Below are 25,959 nucleotides of genomic sequence, written 5' to 3'. Positions count from 1 at the left end.
ACGTTGATGGGCAGCCGAGCAGGACTGCCGTCACGCCCGCGATCTGCGCGCCGGCTGCGAAGGCACGCTTAGGGCGCTATGCAAGCGCACCCCACGCAGAGAAATAACGCGAGCCACCGCGAGCAGGCACTATCGGCAGCCTGGAGCCCCGAGCCGAGCCGCTCCCACAGCGTCCGCGAACAGTCGCCGCGCCGTCGGGATCTCCGACCGGCGCGGCCAGGCAATCAGCACTTCGGCTCGCAGCACTGCGGCTGCGACGGAGCGGGAACCCAGCGGGCGCCTTCGGGCTGGACGGCCACGCGCTCCCGCGAGAACGCAACGTAGGGCCGCTGGAAATGTGCGTAGTTCTTGTAAGGCCGCAGCAGCACGCGCCGCTCGGTCAGCGCAACCGCATCGGGTGCCACTTGCTCGGCCCAGCGGCGCCCCGGACGCACGAGCACCTGCTTTTCGACCAGAATATCCTGCGGCGGAACACGCACGCGGCAGACGGCAGCCTGCCCGCCCACGCATCGCTCGCTCCAGATCGAGCCACCGCGCTTGCGAACGCGCACCGTCACAGTCTTGTAAACGGGCGGCGTTTCGCGCCACACGACATTGCCTGCTACGGCGACCTGCTGCCGGATCACCCCATGCAGGCCCGGTCGGCGGCTCACCTCGTAGACACCCGGCTCGACGACGTCCCGGCGGATGAAGGTCCGATGAACGGGCCGCAGAGGCGCCTGCACATAGCATTCGGCCCCCGCATCGTTCGGTGCGACCACCGTCAGCACCGACAGACCGGCGAGCCCGAAGCAAAAACCCCGCGTCCAGTTTTTCATTGCAGCCGACCGCATGTTTCGCCCCCGCGATAAATTTCAACAGGAATCTATAGACACGGTTTGGGTAAATATCACGTGCCGGAAATCGATAATTTCGTTCCTATGGCCGCGCCGCAACAGGACGTTGAGCACCGCCCCCCGGACAACGCCGCGTCCGGAGGGCTTCGTGTGCACAATCAAGGGTGGGAGTGAGCGTCTCCGTTGACCTTCGTCAGGGTGGGGAACCAACCCTGGAAAGAGGAATCGAATTCGTGATAGTTGCAGGTGATCTCCTCGCCCGCAGCGATGTCACGGATAGCGTAGCCCAGTTCCGCGTCCGTGAAATCGGTATTGGGCGCTTCGCTGTGGTTCATGAAACGGCCGTTGTCCGATTCAAGAACCCAGATGCCCTTTTTCTGCATATGCGGGTAGGAATAGCGCTGAATGAAGTCCTGCATGTGCGTCGGCAGTTCTTCGATGTCGGCCTCGGTGAAGAAAACGTCAAACTTCGGCTCCAGCCGCCAGATCACGTCTCCTTTCTTGATCGGTTCGGCAGCATAAATGCCTACTCCCTCGATAGCACTGTTCGAGAGATAGGTGCGGACAAGCATCATGATTTGATTTCCCAAGATTTTTGTGAGGTTGGTTGCTTATCGAGCCTGAACGGCTATGCGCTGAATGCTTCGCGCTTCACGGCCTTCTGGCGACCTCGGCCGCGAAGGAGGCAGTCTTCTCTCACATGTGCTTTTTCAACATCCTTCAGAGGATTGGAAATAGCGCTTGATCCGGTTGCCGAAGACAACACAGGGAGCTGATGATTGCGCCAAACATTGTCATTTGCAACAAGCTTAACGTCGATGTTTACGAGACTTTGGGACCGCGTGTGAAAATCCGACTCGACCATCTTCTGGTTCAGCGCGAGCTGGCCGAAACGCGCTCGAAAGCGCAGGATATGATCCGCCGCGGCGTTATCCGCGTGCGCGGGCGCACCGATATGAAGCCGGGATTCGAAGTCTCGGACGACGAGCCGGTGGAAGTGCTTGAAAAGATGCCGTATGTCGCGCGGAGCGCCCTCAAGCTCGCAGCGGCGCTCGATGCCTTCGGCCTCGCTCCGAATGCGCGCACCTGCCTCGATGTCGGCGCCTCCACAGGCGGCTTCACCGAAGTGCTGCTTGAGCGCGGTGCAACCCGCGTCTATGCCGTGGATGTGGGCCGTGATCAGCTTCACGCGTCGCTGCGACAAAATGTCCGAGTCGTGTCGATGGAAGCGCAGGACGCGCGCTCGCTCGCCCCAGCGCTCTTCGATGCACCGATCGAGGCCGTGACCTGCGACGTGAGCTTCATCTCGCTCGAAAAGGTGCTGCCCGCCGTGCTGCCGCTCGCCGCGCCCGGCGCGTGGCTCGTCGCGCTGGTGAAGCCGCAGTTCGAGGTTGGGCGCGATGGCGTCGGCAAGGGCGGGATCGTGAAGGATGAAAATTTGCGGCGCGCGGCGGTGGAGCGCGTCATGGCATGCATCGAGGCGGAGGGTTGGCGCGTGATTGGCGCCGTCGCCTCGCCGATTAAGGGACAGGACGGCAATGAAGAAACACTCGTCGCAGCCTCGCGCGAGCGATAGCCCGCCGGAAGATCTGGAAACGCTGACGCTCGGCATCAATGCCATGGGCGCGCAAGGCGACGGTGTCGCGCGCGTTGGCGATGCTCCGGTGCACATTCCTTTCACGCTGGCGGGCGAGATCGTGCAGGCGGAGGTGGCCGGCGCCAAGGGCCGTCTCATAGCGGTGGAGGTGGCAAGCCCGGAGCGCGTCGATCCCGTATGCCGCCATTTCGGCGTATGCGGCGGCTGCGCGCTCCAGCATTGGGCAGCGACGCCCTACGACGCGTGGAAGGCCGGTCTCGTAGAGGCCGCGCTCGCGCAGGCCCGCGTCCGCGCGCCGTCGGTCGAGACGCGGAAGACCTATCCCATTTCGAGTCGCCGCCGCGCCGCATTCACCGCACGGAAAGACGAAGGCGCGCTTCGTCTCGGCTTCAACGCCGCGCGCAGCCACGATCTCGTCGACATCGAGGAATGCCCCATCCTGTCGCCACAGCTCGCCGCCGCGCTCCCGCACCTTCGCGCAGGGCTCAGGGGCGCGATGGCGGACCGCGGCGAAGCGAAAATCCAGGTCGCCGCCGTCGATAACGGGCTCGACGTCGCCATCGCCGGGCCGCGCCTCGCGAGCAGCGCCCGCCACGCCCTCGAGTCGGAGCTTCAGGCGGCCGATGCGATCCGCGCGTCATGGAATGGCGAGGCGCTCTTCATCAGCGGCGTGCCGCGGGTCGGCTTCGGCGGCGTGCGTGTGTCGCTGCCCGGAGGCGCATTTCTGCAAGCAGTCGAGGCGTGCGAGCGTGACATGGGGGCGTTCACCGTTGAAGCGCTCGACGCGGCGGGTGCGGGCAAAGGGCCGGTGTGCGACCTGTTCGCGGGGCTTGGGGCGTTCACCTTTCCGGTGGCCACCCGCGCCTCTGTGACGGCCTATGAAGACAATGCCGCCGCCGTCGCAGCACTGTCGGCCGCCGCGAAGGAATCGAAGGGCCTCAAGCCCGTGAAGGCCATCCGCCGCGACCTGTTTCGCAGTCCGCTCGGGTTTCAGGAATTGAACGCTTTCGCGGCCGCCGTGCTCGATCCGCCGCGCGAAGGTGCGGAAGCGCAGGCGCGCGCGCTCGCCCAATCGAAAATCCCCGCCGCCGTGATGCTGTCCTGCAATCCCGCCACCTTCGCGCGCGACGCCGCCATTCTTGCGGAAGGCGGGTTCGAACTGACGCGCCTCGCGGCCTTCGACCAGTTCCGCTACTCGGCGCATGTGGAGGTGGCGGCGCTTTTCCGGCGTCCACGCACGAAAAAGGGCAGGCTTTCGCCCGCCCTTCGCTGAGGCCGTGGTCAGGCTGGGGGGCTGCGTTACGCAGCCGCCTCGACCTTCGAGGCCGCGTCACCCTCGATCACGCGAGGCTGGGGAGCGCCCTTCGTGATCTGGATCGTGCGCGGCTTCATTGCCTCGGGCAGTTCGCGCTTCAGATCGACGTGCAGAAGCCCGTTCTCAAGCGCGGCGGCGGACACCTCGACGTAGTCGGCAAGCCGGAAACGGCGCTCGAAATTACGCGCGGCGATGCCCTGATGAATGTAGGCGCGAGCGGCGGGTTCACCCTTCTTTTCGCCGCGGATGGTAAGAGTGCCCTCCTTCACGTCGATGGAGAGGTCATTCTCGCCAAAACCGGCGACGGCCATGGTAACGCGATAGACATTCTCGCCCAGTCGTTCGATGTTGTAGGGCGGGAAGCCGCTTTCGCTTTCGAGGCCAGAGAGCTGGTCAAGCACATTAGCCAGGTGATCGAAGCCGATCGCGGACTTATACAGGGGAGAGAGATCAAGACGACGCATGTGTGTTCTCCTTATCAAGCGAGAAGTTTCCTCCGCCTTAAAGGCCGGAGCGTATGTTTGCAGCCGATTGGCCTGCACCCGTAAATTTATTTCGGACATCTTCGCTGTCAAGGGGTGCTTGAGCAGCGCTATGCGCATGCGATAGAGTTTTTCCACGAACAGCGAGGACGGCTCGACATGATCGGCTCGGATATGGCGACTCACGGCGTTTCACCGGCAGCCGAATTGATCGGCATCACCCGCAATCCCGTGCCGGGCGGCGCCATATGCGGCACGTTCGCTTCGCGCGACGGCTTGCAGATTCGCTATGCCCGGTGGGACACGACGGCCGAGCGACGCATCGGTACGGTCTGTCTTTTCCACGGGCGCACGGAGTTCATCGAGAAATATTTCGAGACCATCGGCGACCTGCGCCGCAGGGGCTTCGCCGTCGCGACCATGGACTGGCGCGGGCAGGGCGGCTCCTCGCGCATGCTGAAGAACCGCTCCAAGGGCCACGCCGAGAACTTCGCGCAATTCGACGACGACGTTCGCCGATTCATGTCGAGCATCGTGCTGCCGGACTGCCCCCCGCCCTATTATTGCCTCGCGCATTCGATGGGCGGACACCTCGTGCTACGTCTCGCGCAAACGAAGGTTTGCTGGTGGGATCGCATCGTGCTCACCGCGCCGATGATCGATTTCGCGCAGACCGAGAAGCGCAAGGGGCTTATCGGCCTGGGTGCCGAAGTGCTGACGCTGCTTGGCTTTGGCGACAGTTTCATTCCGGGCGGCAAGGCTCAGCTTTGGGAGCGCGCGCCGTTCGACGGCAACCCGCTGACGTCGGATCGGCTGCGATACGAGCGCGCGCAAGACGTGCTTCGCGCGTCGCCGGGGCTCGGCATCGGCGCGCCGACTATCGGCTGGGTACAGGCCGCCTGCGCCTCCGTCGCGACGCTCGCCTCGACGGCATTCATGGAGAGCATCCGCGTGCCAACCCTGATTGTCGCGGCGAGCAACGATCAGATCGTGTCCAACACTGCGATGGAGCGTTTCGCGAGCCACGTGAAGAACTGCCGCCTCATCGTCGTTTCGGGCGCGCGCCACGAGATCCTCATGGAGCGTGACCAGCTCCGCGACCAGTTCTGGGCTGCGTTCGACGCCTATGTTCCGGGCTCGACGCTGCTGCCGCGACGGCTGGAGCAGCCTGAAATCGCGCTTTGAGCAACCGATCCTTCACATGCCGCGGAAGCGACCGATGTCGAGCGGCGTCTGGCCCGCCGATGATGCGACGCCGCGCATCGGGGGGCGCGGCTGAGAAAAGGATCTTCGCCGACGTTTCCGCAGCGCGGAACCGAAAGCAACGGTTCCGTCTTTTCCGCTGGCCATCGGCAGCGCAACCTCTTCGAGCGGGTTCTTTCAACAAAGAGTTCTGCGGCATCGCAACCCGCTACTCAAGACCCCGCCAACTTCGTCGCCGCTGTAAAGCTCATCGCCTGGCGCTCTGCTGCAGTTTATAAGTCACGGCACAAGTCACAGTTTGCGATAAGAACGCCGATCAAGCACAGCGAGACCCTTCCCTTCGATGAAGGTGAGACTCGCATATGGAAAACGCACCGTACCACTGCCCTGCCCTCACCGCTCATCTCGATGGTTCCGATGAAGACTGTCCAAGCCGATTTCCGCGATCCGACGCTTACGGCCGATCAAGCTCGCGCAGCACTGGATCTGAGGCCGCACCCCGAGGGCGGCCATTACCGCGAATTGTGGCGGGATGCGCCGCCGCACGGAGAGCGCGGGGCCGCGAGCGCGATCCTGTTTTTGCTGGCGGCGGGCGAGCGCTCGCACTGGCATCGCGTCGATGCGGCGGAGATCTGGATCTGGCAGGCGGGCGCGCCGCTGGCGCTCGGCATTGCTCACGCGGATGGCAGGCGCGAGACGCTCACTCTCGGCCCGAACGCGGGCGGCGGCGAAGCGTTTCAGGGTGTCGTGCCGGCATTCGCATGGCAGGAGGCTGTCAGCCTAGGCGCGTGGACGCTCGTGAGTTGCATCGTGGCGCCCGCGTTCTGTTTCGAAGGCTTCGAACTCGCGTCGCCGGGATGGTCGCCGGACGCGGCCTGAACCGACGACAAAAGAAAAGGACGAGGCGGCGGCCTCGTCCTTCGCACTTTAACTTTTGCGCGGACCGCCCCGGCTTAATGCGGGAGGCCGCTGCCATCCGCCACCGACGGTTGGCCAATCTCCTTCATCTTCGCCGCAGCGAGCGCCGCCGCCTCGTCCCATTCGATGGGATCGAGCTTGCGGGTGAGCGCAATCGCCAGCACTTCGTCCATCCGCGCGACCGGTATAATCTCAAGCCCGTTCTTCACATTGTCGGGGATTTCCGCGAGGTCTTTCGCGTTTTCCTCCGGGATGATGACGCGCTTGATGCCACCGCGAAGCGCCGCGAGCAGCTTCTCCTTGAGGCCACCGATGGGCAGCACGCGACCACGCAACGTGATCTCACCCGTCATGGCCACGTCGCGGCGAACCGGGACGCTCGTCAGGATGGACACGATGGCCGTGACCATCGCAACGCCCGCCGAGGGGCCGTCCTTCGGCGTCGCGCCTTCCGGCACGTGCACGTGGATGTCGCGCTTGTCGAAAAGCGGCGGCTCAATGCCGAAGGCGACGCAGCGGCTGCGGACATACGCGTTCGCGGCCTGGATCGACTCCTTCATCACGTCGCGCAGGTTGCCGGTGACGGTCATGCGGCCCTTGCCGGGCATCATGACGCCTTCAACCGTAAGCAACTCGCCGCCGACTTCCGTCCAGGCAAGGCCCGTAACGACGCCGACCTGATCCTCAAGCTCGGCCTCGCCATAGCGGTATTTCTGCACACCAAGGAAGTCGCGCAAGTTGTCGAGCGTGACATTCACCTTGACCTGCTTGCCGCTTTCGATCTGCTTCACGGCCTTACGCGCAAGCTTGGCGATCTCGCGTTCGAGACTGCGCACGCCAGCTTCGCGGGTGTAGCGGCGGATGATCTCCACGATGGCTTCGTCGTCAACCGACCACTCGCCCGGCTGAAGGCCGTGAGCCTCCATCTGGCCGCGCAGAAGATGGCGCTTCGTGATTTCGAGCTTCTCGCTTTCCGTGTAACCCGCGAGCCGGATGATCTCCATACGGTCGCGCAGCGCCGGCGGAATATCGAGCGTATTCGCCGTCGTCACGAACATCACGTTCGACAGGTCGTAATCGACTTCGAGGTAATGATCGTTGAACTCGTGGTTCTGTTCCGGGTCCAGCACCTCCAGCAGCGCCGACGCCGGATCGCCGCGGAAGTCCATGCCCATCTTGTCGATTTCGTCGAGAAGGAAGAGCGGGTTGGTCTTCTTCGCCTTGCGCATTGACTGGATGACCTTGCCGGGCATCGAGCCGATATAGGTGCGCCGGTGCCCGCGGATCTCCGCCTCGTCGCGAACGCCGCCAAGCGACATGCGCACGAATTCGCGCCCCGTAGCCTTCGCGATGGACTTGCCGAGCGAGGTCTTGCCGACGCCCGGAGGGCCGACGAGGCACAGGATCGGGCCTTTCAGCATGTTCGTGCGCTTCTGAACCGCGAGATATTCGACGATGCGTTCCTTCACGCGCTCAAGGCCGTAATGATCCTCATCGAGCACGGCTTGCGCCTCGTCGAGATCCTTCTTGACCTTGCCCTTCACGCCCCACGGGATCGACAGCAGCCAGTCGAGGTAATTGCGCACCACCGTCGCTTCGGCCGACATCGGGCTCATCTGCTTGAGCTTCTTCAGCTCGGCGATGGCCTTGTCCTTGGCTTCCTTCGACAGCTTGGTGTTCTCGATCTTCTCCTCGAACTCGGAAATATCGTCACGCTCGTCGGAATCGCCGAGTTCCTTCTGAATGGCCTTCATCTGCTCATTCAGATAGTACTCGCGCTGGGTCTTCTCCATCTGGCGCTTCACGCGGCTGCGAATCTTGCGCTCGACCTGAAGCACGGAGATTTCGCTCTCCATGAGCGTGAAGACGCGTTCCAGCCTTTCCGAGACGGACAGAAGCTCAAGGATTTCCTGCTTGTCGCCGATCTTGATGGCGAGGTGCGAGGCAATCGTGTCGGCGAGCTTCGAATAGTCTTCGATCTGGCTGAGCGTGCTCAAGACCTCGGGCGAGATCTTCTTGTTCAGTTTGACGTAATTCTCGAACTGGCTGATCGCCGAGCGCGCAAACGCCTCGATCTCGTCCTGGTTGCCGAGCGTTTCTTCGATGCGTTCGACTTCCGCCTCGAAATAGTTGTCGTTCGGAACAAAACCCTTGATGCGAGCGCGCGTCGTCCCTTCGACCAGAACCTTCACGGTTCCATCCGGCAGCTTCAGCAGCTGCAGCACGGTGGCGAGCATGCCCATCGTGTAGATGGCGTCGGGCTCTGGATCGTCGTCGCCCGCGTTCTTCTGCGCGGCGAGCAAGATTTGCCGGTCTGTGCGCATCACCTCGTCGAGGGCGTTGATGGATTTCTCACGCCCTACGAACAGCGGCACGATCATGTAAGGGAAAACGACGATATCCCGAAGCGGAAGCACGGGAAAGATCTCGCCCTGACCCGTTGCCGTGGGATGGTCCGAAGTTGGATTCGTCATGTCGCTCTCCTCAATCCGACAGCGCAAACGCCCGCTGTCATCATCCTGTAGCAGCCGGAGATCCCGGCCTTATGGCCGCCACCCGCGTCTTACCGCCGCTCATCCGACAGTACATGCCGCATAAGCCGACAGTCCAGAGCGCAGTTATCAAGACGTTAATCGCCGCAATTAAGGCAGCGCCGCAGACGGCGCTGCCTGTGCTTGGTGGGGTCCGATGAAAAATTCTTTGGGACAGGTTTGCGATTAACAAACCGTGTCATCCGGCACTTGTCGATTCATCTAGTCGCTCGGCGTAGATCCGCAAGGGCTTGGCGTTCCCTTCGATCACTTCCGGGCTGATCACGACTTCCTCAACGCCTTTCAGGCTCGGAAGCTCGAACATGCTGTCGAGCAGGATCGCTTCCATGATCGACCGGAGGCCGCGGGCGCCAGTCTTGCGCTCGATGGCCTTGCGGGCGACGGATTTGAGCGCTTCGTTGGACAGCGTGAGTTGCACGCCTTCCATGTCGAAGAGCCGCTGATACTGCTTCACGAGCGCGTTCTTGGGCTCGGAAAGGATTTTCACGAGCGCCACTTCGTCGAGGTCTTCGAGCGTTGCGAGAACGGGCAGCCGACCGATGAATTCCGGTATGAGGCCGAACCTCAGCAGGTCTTCCGGCTCCACCCCGCGCAAAATCTCACCGGTGCGCCGGTCGTCCTCGGAGGTCACCTTCGCGCCGAAACCGATCGAACTCGATTTGCCGCGCTGGGCGATGATCTTCTCGAGGCCGGAGAACGCGCCGCCGCAGATGAACAGGATGTTCGTCGTATCGACTTGCAGGAACTCCTGCTGCGGGTGCTTGCGGCCGCCCTGCGGGGGAACGCTTGCAACCGTGCCTTCCATGATCTTGAGTAGCGCCTGCTGAACGCCCTCGCCCGACACGTCGCGCGTGATGGACGGGTTGTCCGACTTGCGGCTGATCTTGTCGACTTCGTCGATATAGACGATGCCGCGCTGCGCCCGGTCGACGTTGTAATCCGCCGCCTGAAGCAGTTTCAAGATGATGTTTTCGACATCCTCGCCGACATAGCCCGCCTCGGTCAGAGTCGTGGCGTCGGCCATGGTGAAGGGCACGTCGAGGATGCGCGCAAGCGTCTGCGCGAGCAAAGTCTTTCCGCAACCGGTCGGACCGATCAGCAGAATGTTCGACTTCGCCAGCTCCACGTCGTTATTCTTCGCGGAGTGGTTGATGCGCTTGTAATGGTTATGGACAGCGACCGAAAGAACGCGCTTCGCATAGTCCTGCCCAATCACGTAGTCGTCGAGGACCGTGCAAATTTCCTGAGGTGTCGGCACGCCGTCACGGGACTTCACGTAGGAGTTCTTGTTCTCCTCGCGAATAATATCCATGCAGAGTTCGACGCACTCGTCGCAAATGAACACCGTAGGCCCTGCAATAAGCTTGCGGACTTCGTGCTGGCTCTTGCCGCAGAACGAGCAGTAGAGCGTATTCTTGGAGTCGTGACCCCTGCTTTCTTTCGTCATTGACCTACCTTAGCACCCACATGCGCGAATGTGGCGATGGATTGTGCCTGACTGATGACGTGAACAACCGGAGTTCCCGATTTATTCCGCACCCGCTAAGCCCCCAAATCCGCCGCCCTCCTTGCATGCTTCCCCACAGTCTTACGGCTTCTGGGGAGATTGTCCATAGCTTCGATTCGCAACTCGCCCGAAGGCCGTCTGGCACGTTGGACTGCTTATGCTTTCCAGTCCGTTAAAGATCCTGCCCGGATCTGAACGTGCCCGTGAAGCTCTAGGTCGGTCACGAACGTCCCGGATTTCCTGTTTCTTCAGCAGCCGCGCGTTTCGTCAGAACCTCATCGATAATGCCGAACGCTTTCGCCTGCTCTGGAGACATGAAGTGGTCACGGTCCAGGGTACGTTCAATGACTTCGTATGGCTGCCCTGTGTGCTTGACATAGATTTCATTAAGCCGCCGCTTCGTTTTCAGAATGTCCTCGGCGTGCCGCTCGATGTCGCTCGCCTGCCCCTGGAAACCGGCCGACGGCTGGTGCACCATCACGCGAGCGTTCGGCAGCGCCCAGCGCATGCCCGGCTCGCCCGCCGCGAGAAGCAGAGACCCCATCGAAGCCGCCTGCCCGACGCAAAGCGTGGAGACCGGCGGGCGGATGAATTGCATCGTGTCGTACATCGCGAGGCCGGAAGTGACGTGGCCGCCGGGCGAGTTGATGTAAATGTTGATCTCCTTCTTCGGGTTCTCGGATTCGAGAAACAGAAGCTGCGCGATCACCAGCGAGGCCATGTTGTCCTCGACGACGCCGGTCAAGAAGATGATGCGCTCTTTCAGGAGGCGGGAATAGATGTCGAAAGCGCGCTCGCCGCGATTGGTCTGCTCGACGACCATGGGAACGAGTTGGCTGGTATAGAATTCAACGGGATCGCGCATGGGCTTACTCCAGGCCGTGAGGAGCCGAGGAAGGCTTCGTTCTGAGGAAAGCCCGCAGCACGTGTGGCGCGGGCGCGAGCGAAGCCGGTGGCTTGTGAATTTGAGGCGGCACACGAGGCGCCGCCGTCATAGATGGGATGATTTGAGCGCTAGCGCAACCGGTCGGTAGCGCTAGCGTCCATTGGAAGCCGATCCCGTGTGAACACGAACGCGATCCATCTCGCATCATCCGCGCGTAAACTTGCGCGGCCCTGCTCAGCTGTGCTTGTGCCCGGCGTGATCGTGGTCGTGATCGTGATCGTGGTCGCAATCGGGACCGTGCACGTGCTCGTGTTCCTCTTCGATACCGCCGTCGAACAGCGATTGCTCGCGCTCAAGCTCCGCCAGCGACTTCATCAAATCTTCGGGAGAAACCTTGTTCTCTTCCGTTTTGACGAGTTCGAGCACGAAGGTGATCACCTTGTCCTCGTAGACCGGCGCGCGCAGTTCGTTCAGCGCCTGCGGGTTCTTGCGATAGAACTCGATGACCTCGCGCTCCTGTCCGGGGAACTGACGCGCGCGGTCGATCATGGCGCGGCGAAGTTCGTCGTCGAGGATCTTGATCTCGTTCTGATTGCCGATCTCGGAGAGCACGAGACCGAGGCGCACGCGGCGCTCGGCGAGCTTCTGATATTCGGCGCGCGCTTTTTCTTCGGTCGAGCCTTCGTCCTCGAAGGTCTTCTTCGCCTGTTCGAGCTGACGCGTGATGCCGCGCCAGATGCCGTCGAACTCGCTCGTTACGAGCGAGGGCGGCAACTCGACCGCATGACGCTCATCCAGCGCGTCGAGCAGTTCCTTCTTGAGCTTCGCGCGCGAGGCGTCATCAAGCTCCTTGCGAAGCTGGCCACGCACAGCGTCTTCGAGCTTCGCGAAAGACTCAAGCCCAAGCGTCTTCGCGAATTCGTCGTCCGCCTTCGCGTCGACCGGCTTTGAGACGTCCTTCACGGTCACGTCGAAGACCGCGTCCTTGCCTGCGAGATGCGGTGCCTGGTAGTCCTCGGGGAACGTCACCTTGACGTCGCGCTGATCGGCCGCCTTCGCGCCGATCAGGCCATCCTCGAAGCCCGGAATGAACCGGCCGGAGCCGAGCACGAGGAATGCATCCTCCGCCGCGCCGCCCTCGAAGGGTTCGCCGTCGATGCTGCCCTTGAAGTCGATGGTGAGGCGGTCGCCGGCTTCAGCCGCGCCGTCCTTCGTCTCATAGGCCACGTTTGCCTTGAGAAGGCGATCGATCGCGCCCTTGACGTCCTCTTCCTTCGGATCGGCGACGTCCTTCGTCAGCGTAATCGCCTTGAGGTCCGTCAGTTCGATCTTCGGCAACACCTCGAACGCCATCGTATATTCGAGGTCGCCCGTGCCATCGAGCATGCGCTCAATGACGTCCTTGTCTTCCGGCAGCTTGATGTCCGGTTGGAAGGCAGGCCGCTCCTTGCGCTCCTCAAGCACCTTCGCGCTCGATTCGCCGACGGTCTCCTCCAGCACTTCGGCCAGGACCGACCTGCCGTACATCTGGCGCACATGCGCGATCGGCACCTTGCCGGGGCGGAAGCCGTTGAGCTTCACCTTGGACGTCAGGTCCTGGAGCTTCGATTCGACCTTCACCTTCAGATCGGCGGCGGGTACGACGACCTTCAATTGGCGTTTCAGCCCGTCTGAAACAGTCTCTGTAACTTGCATTGTCCGGAATCTCGTTGGCCGTTGTTCGGCGAAGTTTTTCGAAGCAACGGGAATCGTTGCCGCGGGCGCATTCGCCCCGCATCTAGACGTGTGAAATTGCATATCGCAGCCCAATCCACAAGGGCTGCATCAATCACCCGTGGAAAAAACCACAACGTTCGGTCACACTTGAACATGCCCGAAGGTATCCTTGCTCGGACCTCTTTCGACCTGAAGGTGTTGTCTGGCGGCGATTTCGAGCCGAAACTCAAGAGCCGGGAGCATCCTTGTCGGGACCAGAAGCCGCAACGGCGCAGACATTTTTCCACGGCGCTCTCGCAAGACGCCTCGACCGGGCGAGCCGCGCGCTCCTCGAACCCGAAGACGGGCGCGCGGTGGATTTCCGGCGACCGGCGGGCGAGGCGGCGCTGGGCCAGCCGACGCAAGTCTCGTGGCGCATCTTCAAGAACCCGCTCACCGTCTTCATCGGCGGGATGGCGGCGGTGATCCTCGAACTCGCGGAACCGCGCGTGCGCACCGGCGTGTGGGAGCACACGTCCTTTCGCAAACAGCCGCTGCGACGCCTCCGCCGTACCGGGCTCGCCGCGATGCTGACGGTGTACGGCCCAGCGAGCGCCGCGCAGGCGATGGTCGCGGGCGTTCGCCGCATGCATGCCCGCGTGCAAGGCGCAACGCCCGACGGCCAGCCTTACCGCGCCGACGACCCCGACCTTCTGAACTGGGTGCAGGCAACAGCCGCGTACGGCTTCCTGCAAGCCTATCACGCTTATGCCGCGCCCCTCTCGCAGGCCGCCCGCGACCGCTATTATCGCGAGGGCGAAACCGCCGCGAGCCTCTACGGGGCGACACACCCCCCGACCTCCGAGGCGGACCTCAACGCGGCGTTCGCGGCCATGCTGCCGCGCCTCGAACCGTCGCCGATCACCTTCGAGTTTCTCGATATCATGCGCACAACCCGCATCGTGCCGCCAGTGTCGCGGGTGCTCACGCCCGCCGCATATCTGGCGCAGCCGATGTTCGTGCGCGCCGCCGTGAGCCTCACGCCGCCCGAGATCCGCGAACGCCTTGGCCTCGGCGCATCATACGGGCTGCGGCCCTTTGAACGCACGCTCCTTCGGCAGGGCGGCGCGCTCGCGGATCGCATCGTGCTTCATTCGAGCCCGGCCGTGCAATCGTGCCAGCGCCTCGGGCTCCCCGCCGACTTCCTTTATACGTCGCGCTAGCGTCATACGTCGCACTAAAGTCAGGCTGCTTCGAGGAACGAGGGCAATTCCACATCCGGCAGCGGCTTCGCCATCACCTCAAGGATGGTCGCCTCTGGCACGCCCAGAACGGAAAGCGCAGTGCTGATGATCCGGTCGGCGTAATCGTCGTCCACCTCACCCGAAACGAGCTTCAGCGTCGCCAGCAGCAGGAGGCCGGCGACGGTTTCGCGCGCCATGTCGACATCGGCGTGCTTGAACACGCCCTCTTCGACGCCCGCCGCCACGGCCCGCCGGATTAGATCGGCGATGCCGAAGCGGAAGTCGTTGCCCGCAAGCACCGCGCGTATCATGAACCAGCCCCACATGCGATCTGTCTTCGCGACGCGCAGCCAGACGCGCACATCGTTGGCGAAGGCTTCGACGCGATTGCTTGTGAGGCCGTCGAGGCTTTCATACATACCTTTCGTATGCAGGCGAAATGCCTCGATGGCCGCGCTCACGATGGCTTCCTTGGAGGGAAAATGATTGTAAAAGGAGCCGTAGCCGACGTCTGCCCGCGCGGTGATGTCCTGAATGACAAGCCCTTCGAGGCCGCGCTCCGCGACGATTTCATATGTCGCCCGCATGAGTTTGCGACGCGTGTCCTCCCTGCGCCGGTCGGTCCGGCTCTTGAGAAGGCGACGGCCCGAAGCGTTTTCTTCAAGGGCGGGCAGTGCAGACTTGACCAATATCAATGCTCCTTTGACTAAAGTTTATGGGACACGACTCTGAGACTTTTTTATGAACCGCGTGCGCGGGCTTGGAAGTGCGATCTTTCGCGTGACATGCTCCGCGCCTCTAAGCCTCACGCGGCAGGCGAAACAGGCGCGCATCGCGTTATCAGAAAACCGCGTATAATGCAGGCGCGATGATGCGCCCGAAGACCATCGGCGGCGAAGCCCTTTCCAGCTCCGGAGATATGAGACGTGCTTAGAATCGTCGGTGTAACGGGAAGCGTTTCCTCACCCTCGCGGACGCGCGCCGTCGTCGAGGCGACGCTCGCGCGCATCGGCGATGCGCCCGACGTCGAGCGAACGCTCATTGATGTGGCGGAGCTTCTGCCGTGGCTCGCCATCCGCTGCCGTGACGAAGCGTCGCCGCCGATCCTCCACGCGCTCGACGCCATCGAAGGCGCAGACCTGCTCATCGTCGGCACGCCTGTCTACAAAGGCTCCTACACGGGCATGCTGAAGCACCTCTTCGACCTCCTCAACTACCCTGCCCTGTTCAAGACACCCGTCGGCCTCATCGCGGTCGGCGGCAGCGATCGGCACGCGCTCGTCATTGAACATGAGCTTCGCCCGCTGTTCGGGTTCTTTGGCGCCAAGACGCTGCCCACCGGCATCTTTTTGTCGGACAAGACCATCGAAGGCGGGCGCGTCACCGACGACGCGGCGAACGCGCGCCTTGACCATCTCGTGGGCGAAGCGGTGCACGAACTCGATCTCGTCCGCCTGAGAAAAGCCAAGGCGTCCACAAATTAACGAGTCGTCCTCAAAAAGCCCCGAAGATCGTGGACGGCAAGCGTCCATTATCCGAGGAACGTCATGGTCATCAATGGCAGGCTGAGGTGGAAGCTCCTCATAGGGCTTATCGCAGCAATCGCCTTCGACACGATGCTTCAGATCGTGTGGAAGACCGCAGTCGTCGACACGCCCGAAGTGAACCTCTCCGTGTCGGCGTCGTTCGCGGCTTTTTTTGCAAATCCGCTATTCATCGGCGTCATCGCCATCATGACGCTGCAATTCTTCAATTGGCTCATGGTGCTGGGTGAGGCCGATCTCTCCTACGCGAAGCCCATCGCCTCGCTGAGTTTCGCTTCGGTGCCGATCATGTCCGTTCTGCTCCTGCATGAAAACTTCGATGCGGTGGAAGTGGCGGGCGTCATCTGCGTGATCGCGGGCGTCTTCTTCATCAGCCAGACAAAGCCGCTCACAAGCGAAACGAAACTCACATCCCGGCCCGAAGCATCATGAACGGCACCACACTCGGAATTCTGCTCGTCGTCCTCTGCGCCCTTCTCGAAGGCATCGGACAGGTGTTGCTCAAGAAGTCCACCATGACGAAAGTGCGCTGGTTCATGTGGATTTCGGCCGGCGTGATCGCGCTCGCCGCCGAGGCGCTGATCTACACCGAGGCGCTGAAACTGCTCGATGTGAGCGTCGCCTTCACCATCTGCAGCCTGAACCTCATCGCCATCACCATCCTCTCGCGGTTCATCCTTCGCGAAGAGGTCACGCGCACCCGTTGGATCGGCGTCGGCCTGATCTTCGTCGGCGCGGCGCTGGTCATGACGCGCGCCTAGTGGAGCGAATTTGACATTTGAGTCCCCGTTTCCGCGAGCTCTCGCTCAAATGTCAAATTCAAAAGCTCCACTAAAATCATCACGTTGCTAGTGGTCCTTGTGATTCCGACATTTGCTCACGAGGTGCTGCGAACGGATGCAAATGTCGCAATCGGACCACTAGTGCTCCGGCGCAGACGTGAGCGCACACCTTAGCGTCGTGGCCCGCCTTGATTTACGGCGCGCGGTGTTCGGACCGTGAATGCCGGTTCGCGAGAAAACGCAAGCGGTGGACCGTCGTTCGAACGACGCTCGAAAGCGGGCTTCCGCACAAACGCCACCGCGCTCCTTCCCCCGCCGATCGCAGGAGTGTCACAACCGGGCTGGGACGTCAGCCTGCGCTGGCAACTTGGCTCGTGGGGCTGCTTTTGACGCGTTACCAATTGCATGCAATGACTACACAGCCTGCCCGCACCGCATGCAATGGCAGCATATTAAATATAGCATTGCATACATTCTTCAGAGACGTTGTTAACACATTAGCCTCACTCGCTTTTTTACGAGACGGTTGTCTTCAGCGTCTCCCGCGTGGTTGCTAATGAAAAAGACCAGCAGCAGGACGTGACACCATGTCAGGAACCAACCATCTTTTTTCCGAGTTGCGCGCGAATTGGACCGATCTCGACAAGGTCGCGCTGGAGACGAATGACGGTCGTCAGTTCCGCTATCGCGACATCCTCGCGCTGACGGCGCGTTTCGCGAACGCCCTCGTGGCGGCAGGCGTCAAGCCGGGCGACCGCGTGGCCGTGCAGGTGGAGAAGTCACCCGAGGCGCTGTTCCTCTATCTCGCCTGTGTTCGCGCCGGTGCCGCCTATCTTCCGCTGAACACGGCCTACACGGATGCTGAGCTTGAGTATTTCCTCGGCGACGCGGAGCCGACAGTGTTCGTCGCCCGCCCGACGCACGCCAGCGCGCCCGCGCTGTGCACGAAAACGGGCGTTGCGGGCTGCTATACGCTCGGTGCCGACGGCGACGGCACGCTGATCGAGCTTGCCGCCGACAAGGCCGAAACCTTCGAAAACATCGCGCGCGGCCCGGACGACCTCGCCGCGATCCTGTACACCTCGGGCACCACGGGCCGCTCCAAGGGCGCGATGACGACGCATGAGAACCTCGCCTCGAATGCGCGCGCGCTCGCCGAATACTGGCGCTTCACCGACCGGGACGTGCTGCTTCACGCGCTGCCGATCTTCCACACGCATGGCCTGTTCGTCGCCTCGAACGTTATCTTCCGCTCCGGCGCGTCGATGCTGTTCCTGCCGAAGTTCGACCCGAACGAGGTGTTCCGCCTGCTGCCCCGCGCGACCACGATGATGGGCGTGCCGACCTTCTACACGCGGCTCATCGACGACGCGCGCCTCTCCCGCGAGACGACGAAGGAGATGCGGCTGTTCATCTCCGGCTCGGCGCCGCTCCTCGCCGACACGCACCGCGCCTTCGAGGAAAAGACCGGCCACCGCATCCTCGAACGCTACGGCATGACCGAGACGAACATGATCACGTCGAACCCGTATGACGGCGAGCGCGTGCCGGGTGCGGTCGGCTTCCCGCTGCCGGGCGTGTCGGTGCGCATCGCGAACCCGGAGACGGGCGAGCTTCTTGGCGCGGACGAAATCGGCATGATCGAGGTGACCGGCCCGAACGTGTTCATCGGGTACTGGCGCATGCCCGAGAAAACGGCGTCCGAGTTCCGCGACGGCTGGTTCATCACCGGCGACCTCGGCAAGATCGACGCGACGGGCTATGTGCACATCGTCGGGCGCGGCAAGGATCTCGTGATTACGGGCGGCTACAACGTCTATCCGAAGGAAGTTGAAAGCGAGATCGACGCGCTGCCGGGCGTGTTCGAGAGCGCCGTCATCGGCGTGCCGCACCCGGATTTCGGCGAGGGTGTCGTCGCAGTCGTGGTGAAGACGAAGGACGCCGCCATCGACGAGAAGGCGATCCACGACGCGCTGAAGGTGAGACTCGCAAACTACAAGCTGCCGAAGCGCGTGTTCTTCGTGGACGACCTGCCGCGCAATACCATGGCGAAGGTGCAGAAAAACGTGCTGCGCGACGCGCACAAGGATCTTTTTGTGCGCTGACGGCGCCCGCTCCGGCGGCACCCGCAAAAAGAAAAATCCCGTGCGCGCCGTACTGGAAGGGGACAGGGCGCGTCACGGGATTCAGGGCGAAGGGCTGCCCCTTCGCGTTCGCGCCATCTCCCTGCCACGGGAAAACGGCGGCGAAATATTTCGGATCGGAAATCGGGAGACAGAAGGAAGAGGGAGGGAAGCGGATACCGGGTGCGCCGGTACCCGCGTTTTCAATTACGAGCCGAGGAGCGGAGCCGGATCGACGGGCTTCGCATTCTTGCGGATCTCGAAGTGGAGCTGCGGCTGGCTCGCGTCGCCGGTCGAACCGGCCTTGGCAACCACCTGCCCGCGCTTCACCACATCGCACTTCCTGACCATGATCTCGTCCGTGTGGGCGTAAGCCGTGACGAACTCGTCGGCGTGGCGGATCAGGATCAGATTGCCGAAGCCCGGCAGTTCGTCGCCGACATACGCCACGACGCCATTCTCGGCGGCCTTGATCGGCGTGCCCTTCGGCACGGAGATCGTGAGACCCTCGTTCACGCTGCCGTCATGCTGCGGACCGAACTGACCGATGATCATGCCTTCCACCGGCTTGCGGAAGCTCTTGCCCATGCGCGGCAGCGGATTGGCAAGCGCGGCCTCGCAGGTCGGTTCCTGCTTGGCCGACGTCATCTTGACGTCGGGCGCGGGCGCGGCCTTCAGCGGGTTGTTCGCATCGGCCATCTGCGGCTGAGCGGGTTCCGGCGCGGGCTGAGCATCAGCTTGACGCTGCTGTGGGCCAGCAATCGGCGCTTCCGGCTTGACGCCATTCGACGCGATTTCCTGACGCGGCGCTTCGCGGCCGGGGATCGCAAGCGTCTGGCCCACCTTGATAAGCCGCGCATTCGCGATGTTGTTCGCTTCGAGAATCTGCTTCTCGCTAAGCCCATATCCGCGAGCGATGGCGGCAACCGTCTCGCCCTTCTTCACCACATGGCAGCCGTCGCCCTGGCATCCAACCGGCTGAGCCTTCGGCGCGTCATCCTTGGTCATCTTGGCCGGATCGGAGCCGGGGATCAGGAGATCCATGCCCGGCCGCACGCTGTTGTGGCGGTCGAGGCCATTGGCGCGGGCGATCATGTCGACCGTCACGCCGTGGCGGATCGCCAGCGAATAGAGCGTGTCGCCCGGCTTCACGGTGACGGTCTTGCCGATGCCGCGCTCGGATGCGACCGTCGCGTTCGGCGACATGATCCCGGTGCCGTCGACGCCGGAGCCGTTTCGCGGCGCGAGCTTCGGCGTCACGGCGCCTTCGCGGCGACGCTCATAGAAATTGCGCTCGCCGGAATAGGCGGGGGGCGCAGATGAGTAGTCCCGTGGCGCGGGGGTATAATCGCGCGGCGCAGGTTCGGCGTAACGAGGCAGCGGGCGCTGATCGTAGGGCGGCGTGACTTCAGAGCGCCGGTCGTCATAGGCCGGGGGCGGGGGCGGCGGCGGAGCGTCGCGCTCGTAACGCGGCTCATAGACCGCCGGAGGCGGCGGAGGCGGGGGCGCATAATCGCGAGGCCTGTCATCATAAGGCGTGTAGACGCGCGGCCCCGCATAGCTGCCATCGGGGAGCGGCGCCTGATTGTAGCGGCCGTAGCCGTCCGCCGTCTTCACCCGAGTCGAGGTGGACGACTGCTGCTGGCCCGCAAGCGGCGGAAGATCGACGCGCGAAGCCTGAAGGTAACCGCCCTGCTGGCCCGGTGTTGCGCTCGCAAGCTGGAAGCCGCCCTGCTGGTTCGGCTGATACGCGGCGGTCTGGGCGTAGCCAGCCTGCGACGGCTGACGATAGTTGGCCTGCGTCTGATAAGCGGCCTGTGACTGGCTGGCCTTTGGCCTGTAGGCGCTCTGGCCATAGCTCGCCGGGCCGGTGGCCTGAGGCGATGCATCGGCAACGCGCGACGGCGCTATGGGGGAAGAAGGGCCGGATGCGGTCTCATAGCCGCTTCCGAACGACAAGGAACTGAACCGCTCGGTTCCACCGGAGCTGCATCCGCCCAACAGGACGCAACCGATACCGATCTTTAACGCTGCGCGTACATATGAGGGCTCGCGCTTGCCCACCGCATTTACTTTACTCATCGCAGCACACCTCACTTTCCTAAGGTTATGCGTGCGAGTGCTTAATATTGATTTAAACGGATCGACGATTATCGAACGATCCGGGCGACGCTCGGTCAATCACCGGGAAACTAGTGCACTGACTCATTCAGAAGGTGCAGATTGAGGCGGTTGAGCTTGTCGAAGATTTCATCGGCGGTTTTGGTCCAGACGAAGGGTTTTGCGTTCCGGTTGTGATCGGCGATGTAGCGCTTGATGGCGTCTTCGAGGTCGGCGACGGATTTGAAGACGCCACGACGGATGCGCCGCCGGGTAATGGCGGAGAAGAAGTTTTCGACCGCGTTCAGCCAGGACGCCGAGGTCGGCGTGAAGTGAAAAACCCACCTCGGATGATCCGCCAGCCAGGCGTCCACCTTGGGATGCTTGTGGGTTCCGTAGTTGTCCAGAATGACGTGGATGATCTTGCCGGCTGGGACCTTGCGCTCCACGGCGTTGAGGAATTTGATGAACTCCTGATGGCGGTGGCGCTTCATGCAGCGGCCGAGCACGGTTCCATCCAGCACGTTGAGTGCGGCGAACAGCGTGGTGGTTCCGTTGCGCTTGTAATCGTGGGTCATGGTCGCGCATTTGCCGGGCTTCAACGGCAGGCCCGGTTGAGTGCGGTCGAGCGCCTGGATCTGGCTCTTCTCGTCGATGGACAGGACCACGGCATGGCAGGGCGGGCTCATGGAGAGGCCCACCACATCCTCGACCTTTTCGGCGAAGGCGGGATCGTTCGACTTCTTGAACGTGCGCAAGCGGTGCGGCTGAAGGCGGTGGGCTCCCCAGATGCGCTGCACCGTGCGCAAGCTGACGCCCGCCGCCTTGGCGACAGCGCGTCCGGTCCAATGCGTGGCGTTTCCGGGGGGCTCGGAACACGGCAGCGCCAGCACTTTCGCGACGCTCTTCGCTGACAAAGGCGGCTTGCCTGGCTTGCGGGTCTGGTCGCGCAACAGCCCGTCCACCCCTTTTTCGGCGTAGCGCCGCTGCCAACGCCATACGGCTGGCCGGCTGACGCCGCTTAAGCGGGCGACGTCGAAAACGGAACGGCGCTCAGCAGAATGAAGCACGATCTTTGCCCGCTGCGCGTGCTTCTGCGGGCTGTTGCGGTCCCCGATGACCGCCGCCAAACGTGAGCGGTCTTCGGACGAGAGAAGGATGCAGACGGTTTGAGCCATGCCTGAAGCATGCCTTGCTTCGTCTGCTTTGTGAATCCTATGTTTGCGTCAGTGCACTAGTGGTCCGATTCCGGCATTTGCATCCGTTCGCAGCACCTCGTGAGCAAATGTCGGAATCACAAGGGCCACTAGCAACTTGATGCGAGAGCTCGCTGCAACCGGGACTCAAATGAAAAATTCACTGGCCTAGAGAAGCGGCACGAAGCGAACGGGGATCAGGCTTTGGAATTCCACGCCGTTCCCGTTGCGGACGACGAGCATGATCCTCTGCGAGGATGTCCGTCCAAGCGGTATCACCATGGCGCCGCAAGGGCCAAGCTGGCCTATGAGGTCGGGCGGCGCGGCGATGACACCCGCCGTGACGAGAATCCGGTCAAAAAGCCGAGGCACCGGCCAACCCTTCGACCCATCGCCGCAGAGCGCCGTGATGTTGGTGAGGCCAAGCGCCTTGAACCGCGCGACCGCGAGCCGGTGAAGCTCCTCGTGAATTTCGATCGTGTAAACATGGCGCGCCAGCCGGGAGAGGATCGCCGTCTGGTATCCCGAGCCGGTGCCGATTTCGAGCACATCGTGCTTGCGCTGCACGTTCAGCCGCTCGGTCATGTAGGCAACAATGTAGGGTTGGGAAATCGTCTGCCCGCATTCGATGGGAAGCGCTTCGTCGGCATAGGCCAGCGGCTTCAGTTCCGGCGACTCGATGAACGCCTTGCGGGGAATGTCTTTCATGGTCGCGAGCACGCGCGGGTCGGCGATGGCGTTTCGCTGCAAAAGGTGGATCAGACTTTCCAGCCGCTCGTCCATCATCAGGTTTCCCCTCCGGACGCGGCTGGCAGCCTCTATTTTTCGATAAAGGCCGACAGCTTCCGACAGGTTTCTCTGTGTGTCAGGTTGAGGCAAAGCGGCGTGACAGAAATGGCGCCGGACTTCACAGCGTGAAGGTCCGTCCCCTCCCCCGTTATCATGGACATCGGCTTGAACCCCAGCCAGTAGTAGGGGTTGTTGCGCGTATCCATCCGGTCTTCGATGCGGAGGTAATCAGGGTCACGACGACCTTGCTCGGTGATCTTAATACATTCGACACGCTCTGGTTCCCTGTCGGGAAAATTTACATTTAAAAAAACATCCTTCGGCCAGCCCGCATCAAGCATCTTTCGCACCAGGTCCGCTCCGAGTTGCATCGGGGTCTGCCAATAGATCCGGTCGAGGTCTTCCCAGTCGACGGCGAGGCTCATCGCGATGGACGGAATGCCGAGCAGCGTCCCCTCGATCGCGCCCGCGATGGTGCCGGAATAGGTCACGTCGTCGGCGACGTTCGAGCCGCGATTGACGCCGGACAGGACGAGGTCGGGTGCCTTGTCGGTCAGCACGTGGCGGACGCCCATGATCACGCAGTCGGTCGGCGTACCCTTGACCGCGAAGGTCCGCTCCGAGAGTTTGCGCAGGCGCAACGGCTCATGCAGCGTGAGCGAATGCGCCGCTCTGATCGGTTTCCGGCGCGACGATCCAGACATCGTCCGAAAGGTCGTTCGCGATTTTTTGAAGGGCATCGAGGCCAGGCGCTTCGATGCCGTCGTCGTTCGTGATGAGGATCCGCATGGCGTCTTTTTACGCCAAGCCCGCGCCCGCGTCACCTTCAAAGCGCGTGGCACAACTGAACGATCCCCGCCGTGCGACGGGCCATGCCATCAGATTGCTTTCATCGCGGACGCCTGCCTCAAACCTGCGCTCGGGGCGGCTCAGTCTCCGATCAGAGCCTTGAGCAAGTCGGACTGGCGTCGCGCCATCATGATGCGCTGCCCTCGCAAGCCGATGGCGTCGCGGTATGGGTCATCGGCGACGAGAGCGGCGCAGTTCTCGACGATCTCGTCATAACCGCACACGACGAGCCCGCCTTCGAACGGGGCGATATCCGGGTCGCCCTCGTCTCCCTCGCTGACGACGCATACACCGTTGGCCAGAAGGTAGGAGACTCGCACGACCTCGAAAATTGCGCTTTCATAGAAGTGGAGGTTGATCACCAGCTTCGCGCGGGCAATTGCTGCATCGCGCTCGGCCCCATAGGCGCCGAACAAATGAACCGCGTTCAGCCCCCTGGCGCGCAGAGCCTCCAGAATGGCCTTTCGACGTGGGTTCAACGAACCGTAGAAAAGAACGTCGATGTCCTTCTCCAAGACCTTTGGAATCCGGACGAGCCCGGGCGCGTGGCCAATCCCCAGCAGTCCCGCATGGGTAATGCCTCGCTCGATCAGGGCCTCGCGGTTTCGGACTGAATAGTCGAGAACAGGGAAGCGTCGCAGCAATGCCAGGTAATTCTCATCGAGCCAGCCGCCTCCGCTGACGACCTGTTCGAAATTGATTAGGACGCTGTCGGCCGGAATGGCGACGGAAGAGCAATGCCGAAGCAGATGTGTGCCAAGGACGATCGGAACGCGGCCGTTCAATTGCAGGACATCGCGGACGATGGGACATGACCCGCCAAGCTCCGCGAAAGCCTCGCTAAGACCGAGCGCGAATTCGTCGAAGGTCTGGTGATGTTTGTAGCCCTCCGGCGTGACGATCCATAGGCAGTGAGCATGGCGATGCGCCGCCCAGCCGCCTGCAAAGGCCTGCCGGACCTCAGCTTGCTGCGGCGTCACGGGCGACGTTGCTGCCGCTGTCGCCAACGCGGCGGGCGCCGCAGTTGAAGGGGCAATCTCCTGAACCGCCGGGACGGGCGCGGACCAGCGACTTTGCGCCTGCCGCTTGCGCTCGCGCCAATATTCCCAGACTTGCCGGTCCGCGGGCGTCAGGTCGACCTTGCGGAGCGAGACCGACATCGAGTCGATCATGCGAGGCATGCGCTGGAGTTCGGCGGGCGTGGCGCTTGCAAACGGCGCGACTGCCGGGCTGGGAACGAAGCTCATCCGCTCAAGAACGAACCGTGCCTCGCTCCATCCGAGATACCAGAACCAGTCCGTATAATAGAGCCAGCTGCGCTCATTGAAGGCCCGCACATGGGTCGGATCCTGCCAGGCGCCGAATGACAGGTCGTAGGGAACGCTGATCTCGAACACACCGCCAGCCCTCAGCAGCTTCAGGCAATTGGTCATCAGCCGGACGAGGTCCGGCACATGTTCGAGCACGTCGTTGGCGATGATCGTATCGAAGGTGCCGGGCCGCAGCTGCACATCTCCGAATCTGTGCGTCGGCACGCTTACGCCATCAGCGTCCAGATCGAAGCTTGCGAGGTCTATTACCGCATCGGGCGACCAGCTGTTGTCGACGTCGATATTGAAGCAGTCAGCGCGATAGTCCTTGCCCGAACCGAGGTTGAGTCGGGTCGGCAGCATGGAGCCGGTGGTAACGTTGATGGTCATGGCCTAAGAACCTGATCTCTTGCGTCCCGATCATCACGTCGGGCTATAGCAGCAATACCAGACCAACCACATCCCAAGCTTGCAGCTCCAAGACGTAACGCCTGGACGTCGACCTAATGGTGCGGGTTTAATACGCAGCGTTGCACATAGCCGACGCAGCTCCTGTTGCGACGCAACTCAACCTGAGTTGGCTATAGGTTTCATACAGTATCGTTAGAACACTCAACCCGTATTGATCCTGAGTTTTATTGGAGCGCCAAGACCCTTGCGCAAAACCTACTGCACTAATAATTTGCAATTTTACGTAGTTTACCATTCTTACATTCTATCTATGGTAGAAGCGCTCAAGTCAGTACCGTCCAGAGCTGTTGCGTGCAGCGCGGCCCCAAGGCCCTCAAGATCAAATCGCAGTCTGTAGCAAAACACTCGCTTCAGTGGCGTCGGTTGTTGCCCATTGGCATGGGACTTCGTGCGACGAAAATTTCAAAACGGGAGCCCCACTCGCTGTTCGCGCCAGTGACTGCACAAAAGTCGGGAGGCTTGCATGAAGTGGGTTTCAATCCGGCAGGAGGCAAAGTTGAAAAGACAAGGAACACCATTCGGGAATTCTTCCGAACCCAAGGCCAAGACAGTCGGACTCT

At 62.3% G+C, this 25,959-nt stretch carries 20 protein-coding genes and 2 pseudogenes; 9 read left to right on the top strand and 13 right to left on the bottom strand.

The window, feature by feature from the left end:
• Positions 1-224 precede the first annotated feature (224 nt).
• Both RVAN_RS01710 and RVAN_RS01705 read right to left on the bottom strand, forming a co-directional pair.
• The gene (locus RVAN_RS01710; RefSeq protein ID WP_013418037.1) at positions 225-833 is read right to left on the bottom strand and encodes a hypothetical protein; all 609 of its coding nucleotides are present in this window, start codon (positions 831-833) and stop codon (positions 225-227) included.
• Between the two features lie 161 nt (positions 834-994).
• Complete coding sequence (locus RVAN_RS01705) at positions 995-1,411, bottom strand: SET domain-containing protein (protein WP_013418036.1); 417 nt, start codon at positions 1,409-1,411, stop codon at positions 995-997.
• A gap of 269 nt (positions 1,412-1,680) precedes the next feature.
• Between RVAN_RS01705 and RVAN_RS01700 the strand changes: the two genes are divergently transcribed.
• Both RVAN_RS01700 and RVAN_RS01695 read left to right on the top strand, forming a co-directional pair.
• A complete protein-coding gene (locus tag RVAN_RS01700; RefSeq protein WP_041787999.1) occupies positions 1,681-2,412 on the top strand; it encodes a TlyA family RNA methyltransferase in 732 nt (243 codons plus the stop codon).
• On the top strand, positions 2,375-3,706 hold the full coding sequence (locus RVAN_RS01695; protein WP_013418034.1) for a class I SAM-dependent RNA methyltransferase: 1,332 nt from the start codon (positions 2,375-2,377) through the stop codon (positions 3,704-3,706). The genes RVAN_RS01700 and RVAN_RS01695 overlap by 38 nt, the downstream gene beginning before the upstream one ends.
• Positions 3,707-3,732: 26 nt before the next feature.
• On the opposite strand, the gene RVAN_RS01690 is transcribed toward RVAN_RS01695, so the two are convergent.
• Positions 3,733-4,212 carry an Hsp20 family protein gene (locus tag RVAN_RS01690; protein WP_013418033.1) on the bottom strand — a complete coding sequence of 160 codons (480 nt, stop codon included), beginning with the start codon at positions 4,210-4,212 and terminating at the stop codon, positions 3,733-3,735.
• A gap of 177 nt (positions 4,213-4,389) precedes the next feature.
• On the opposite strand from RVAN_RS01690, the gene RVAN_RS01685 reads away from it, so the two are divergent.
• Entirely contained in the window at positions 4,390-5,415 is a 1,026-nt protein-coding gene (locus RVAN_RS01685) for an alpha/beta fold hydrolase (RefSeq protein ID WP_013418032.1), read from the top strand.
• Positions 5,416-5,841: 426 nt separating this feature from the next.
• Positions 5,842-6,312 (top strand): cupin domain-containing protein, encoded by a 471-nt coding sequence (locus RVAN_RS01680; protein WP_013418031.1) that lies wholly within the window; start codon positions 5,842-5,844, stop codon positions 6,310-6,312.
• A gap of 74 nt (positions 6,313-6,386) precedes the next feature.
• Here the strand turns inward: RVAN_RS01680 and lon are convergent, their stop codons facing one another.
• From lon to tig, 4 genes are all read right to left on the bottom strand, one after another.
• Complete coding sequence (gene lon / locus RVAN_RS01675) at positions 6,387-8,825, bottom strand: endopeptidase La (RefSeq protein ID WP_013418030.1); 2,439 nt, start codon at positions 8,823-8,825, stop codon at positions 6,387-6,389.
• Positions 8,826-9,081: 256 nt separating this feature from the next.
• Positions 9,082-10,350, bottom strand: coding sequence for an ATP-dependent Clp protease ATP-binding subunit ClpX (gene clpX / locus RVAN_RS01670; protein WP_013418028.1), 1,269 nt, complete (start codon positions 10,348-10,350; stop codon positions 9,082-9,084).
• Positions 10,351-10,630: 280 nt separating this feature from the next.
• Positions 10,631-11,275, bottom strand: coding sequence for an ATP-dependent Clp protease proteolytic subunit (locus RVAN_RS01665; protein ID WP_013418027.1), 645 nt, complete (start codon positions 11,273-11,275; stop codon positions 10,631-10,633).
• Positions 11,276-11,530: 255 nt separating this feature from the next.
• Positions 11,531-12,991 (bottom strand): trigger factor, encoded by a 1,461-nt coding sequence (tig, locus tag RVAN_RS01660; RefSeq protein ID WP_013418026.1) that lies wholly within the window; start codon positions 12,989-12,991, stop codon positions 11,531-11,533.
• Positions 12,992-13,257: 266 nt separating this feature from the next.
• On the opposite strand from tig, the gene RVAN_RS01655 reads away from it, so the two are divergent.
• Entirely contained in the window at positions 13,258-14,214 is a 957-nt protein-coding gene (locus RVAN_RS01655) for an oxygenase MpaB family protein (RefSeq protein WP_013418025.1), read from the top strand.
• Positions 14,215-14,234: 20 nt separating this feature from the next.
• Here the strand turns inward: RVAN_RS01655 and RVAN_RS18580 are convergent, their stop codons facing one another.
• On the bottom strand, positions 14,235-14,924 hold the full coding sequence (locus tag RVAN_RS18580) for a TetR/AcrR family transcriptional regulator (protein ID WP_013418024.1): 690 nt from the start codon (positions 14,922-14,924) through the stop codon (positions 14,235-14,237).
• 237 nt (positions 14,925-15,161) lie between these two features.
• Here RVAN_RS18580 and RVAN_RS01645 point away from each other — a divergent pair, with 237 nt between their 5' ends.
• The 4 genes from RVAN_RS01645 to RVAN_RS01630 all read left to right on the top strand — a co-directional run bounded on the left by RVAN_RS01645 (position 15,162) and on the right by RVAN_RS01630 (position 18,666).
• Positions 15,162-15,719, top strand: a complete 558-nt coding sequence (locus RVAN_RS01645; RefSeq protein WP_013418023.1) for an NAD(P)H-dependent oxidoreductase — start codon at positions 15,162-15,164, stop codon at positions 15,717-15,719.
• Positions 15,720-15,782: 63 nt separating this feature from the next.
• Positions 15,783-16,211 (top strand): hypothetical protein, encoded by a 429-nt coding sequence (locus tag RVAN_RS01640; protein ID WP_013418022.1) that lies wholly within the window; start codon positions 15,783-15,785, stop codon positions 16,209-16,211.
• On the top strand, positions 16,208-16,540 hold the full coding sequence (locus tag RVAN_RS01635; RefSeq protein WP_013418021.1) for an EamA family transporter: 333 nt from the start codon (positions 16,208-16,210) through the stop codon (positions 16,538-16,540). Before RVAN_RS01640 ends, RVAN_RS01635 begins: the two co-directional genes overlap by 4 nt.
• A gap of 608 nt (positions 16,541-17,148) precedes the next feature.
• Positions 17,149-18,666: a malonate--CoA ligase gene (locus RVAN_RS01630; protein WP_013418020.1), complete on the top strand. Its 1,518-nt coding sequence runs from the start codon at positions 17,149-17,151 to the stop codon at positions 18,664-18,666.
• Positions 18,667-18,891: 225 nt separating this feature from the next.
• Here the strand turns inward: RVAN_RS01630 and RVAN_RS18575 are convergent, their stop codons facing one another.
• The 5 genes and pseudogenes from RVAN_RS18575 to RVAN_RS18570 all read right to left on the bottom strand — a co-directional run bounded on the left by RVAN_RS18575 (position 18,892) and on the right by RVAN_RS18570 (position 25,318).
• The gene (locus tag RVAN_RS18575) at positions 18,892-20,766 is read right to left on the bottom strand and encodes a LysM peptidoglycan-binding domain-containing M23 family metallopeptidase (protein ID WP_013418019.1); all 1,875 of its coding nucleotides are present in this window, start codon (positions 20,764-20,766) and stop codon (positions 18,892-18,894) included.
• Between the two features lie 123 nt (positions 20,767-20,889).
• Positions 20,890-21,962 (bottom strand): annotated as a pseudogene (locus RVAN_RS01620) (IS630 family transposase).
• A gap of 186 nt (positions 21,963-22,148) precedes the next feature.
• A complete protein-coding gene (locus RVAN_RS01615; RefSeq protein WP_013418017.1) occupies positions 22,149-22,766 on the bottom strand; it encodes a protein-L-isoaspartate(D-aspartate) O-methyltransferase in 618 nt (205 codons plus the stop codon).
• Between the two features lie 32 nt (positions 22,767-22,798).
• Positions 22,799-23,558 (bottom strand): annotated as a pseudogene (surE, locus tag RVAN_RS01610) (5'/3'-nucleotidase SurE).
• Between the two features lie 140 nt (positions 23,559-23,698).
• On the bottom strand, positions 23,699-25,318 hold the full coding sequence (locus tag RVAN_RS18570; protein WP_013418016.1) for a methyltransferase domain-containing protein: 1,620 nt from the start codon (positions 25,316-25,318) through the stop codon (positions 23,699-23,701).
• Between the last annotated feature and the right edge of the window lie 641 nt (positions 25,319-25,959).

This window comes from Rhodomicrobium vannielii ATCC 17100, assembly GCF_000166055.1.
GTDB lineage: Bacteria > Pseudomonadota > Alphaproteobacteria > Rhizobiales > Rhodomicrobiaceae > Rhodomicrobium > Rhodomicrobium vannielii.
This window is presented reverse-complemented; position numbering and strand designations above follow the sequence as displayed.

What these genes read in the sequence shown, in the direction of transcription:
- RVAN_RS01710 (WP_013418037.1), bottom strand. Translation starts at nt 833, where the DNA reads ATGCGGTCGGCTGCAATGAAAAACTGGACGCGGGGTTTTTGCTTCGGG.
- RVAN_RS01705 (WP_013418036.1), bottom strand. Translation starts at nt 1,411, where the DNA reads ATGATGCTTGTCCGCACCTATCTCTCGAACAGTGCTATCGAGGGAGTA.
- RVAN_RS01695 (WP_013418034.1), top strand. Translation starts at nt 2,375, where the DNA reads ATGAAGAAACACTCGTCGCAGCCTCGCGCGAGCGATAGCCCGCCGGAA.
- RVAN_RS01690 (WP_013418033.1), bottom strand. Translation starts at nt 4,212, where the DNA reads ATGCGTCGTCTTGATCTCTCTCCCCTGTATAAGTCCGCGATCGGCTTC.
- RVAN_RS01685 (WP_013418032.1), top strand. Translation starts at nt 4,390, where the DNA reads ATGATCGGCTCGGATATGGCGACTCACGGCGTTTCACCGGCAGCCGAA.
- RVAN_RS01680 (WP_013418031.1), top strand. Translation starts at nt 5,842, where the DNA reads ATGGTTCCGATGAAGACTGTCCAAGCCGATTTCCGCGATCCGACGCTT.
- lon (WP_013418030.1), bottom strand. Translation starts at nt 8,825, where the DNA reads ATGACGAATCCAACTTCGGACCATCCCACGGCAACGGGTCAGGGCGAG.
- clpX (WP_013418028.1), bottom strand. Translation starts at nt 10,350, where the DNA reads ATGACGAAAGAAAGCAGGGGTCACGACTCCAAGAATACGCTCTACTGC.
- RVAN_RS01665 (WP_013418027.1), bottom strand. Translation starts at nt 11,275, where the DNA reads ATGCGCGATCCCGTTGAATTCTATACCAGCCAACTCGTTCCCATGGTC.
- tig (WP_013418026.1), bottom strand. Translation starts at nt 12,991, where the DNA reads ATGCAAGTTACAGAGACTGTTTCAGACGGGCTGAAACGCCAATTGAAG.
- RVAN_RS01640 (WP_013418022.1), top strand. Translation starts at nt 15,783, where the DNA reads ATGGTCATCAATGGCAGGCTGAGGTGGAAGCTCCTCATAGGGCTTATC.
- RVAN_RS01635 (WP_013418021.1), top strand. Translation starts at nt 16,208, where the DNA reads ATGAACGGCACCACACTCGGAATTCTGCTCGTCGTCCTCTGCGCCCTT.
- RVAN_RS01630 (WP_013418020.1), top strand. Translation starts at nt 17,149, where the DNA reads ATGTCAGGAACCAACCATCTTTTTTCCGAGTTGCGCGCGAATTGGACC.
- RVAN_RS18575 (WP_013418019.1), bottom strand. Translation starts at nt 20,766, where the DNA reads ATGAGTAAAGTAAATGCGGTGGGCAAGCGCGAGCCCTCATATGTACGC.
- RVAN_RS01615 (WP_013418017.1), bottom strand. Translation starts at nt 22,766, where the DNA reads ATGATGGACGAGCGGCTGGAAAGTCTGATCCACCTTTTGCAGCGAAAC.
- RVAN_RS18570 (WP_013418016.1), bottom strand. Translation starts at nt 25,318, where the DNA reads ATGACCATCAACGTTACCACCGGCTCCATGCTGCCGACCCGACTCAAC.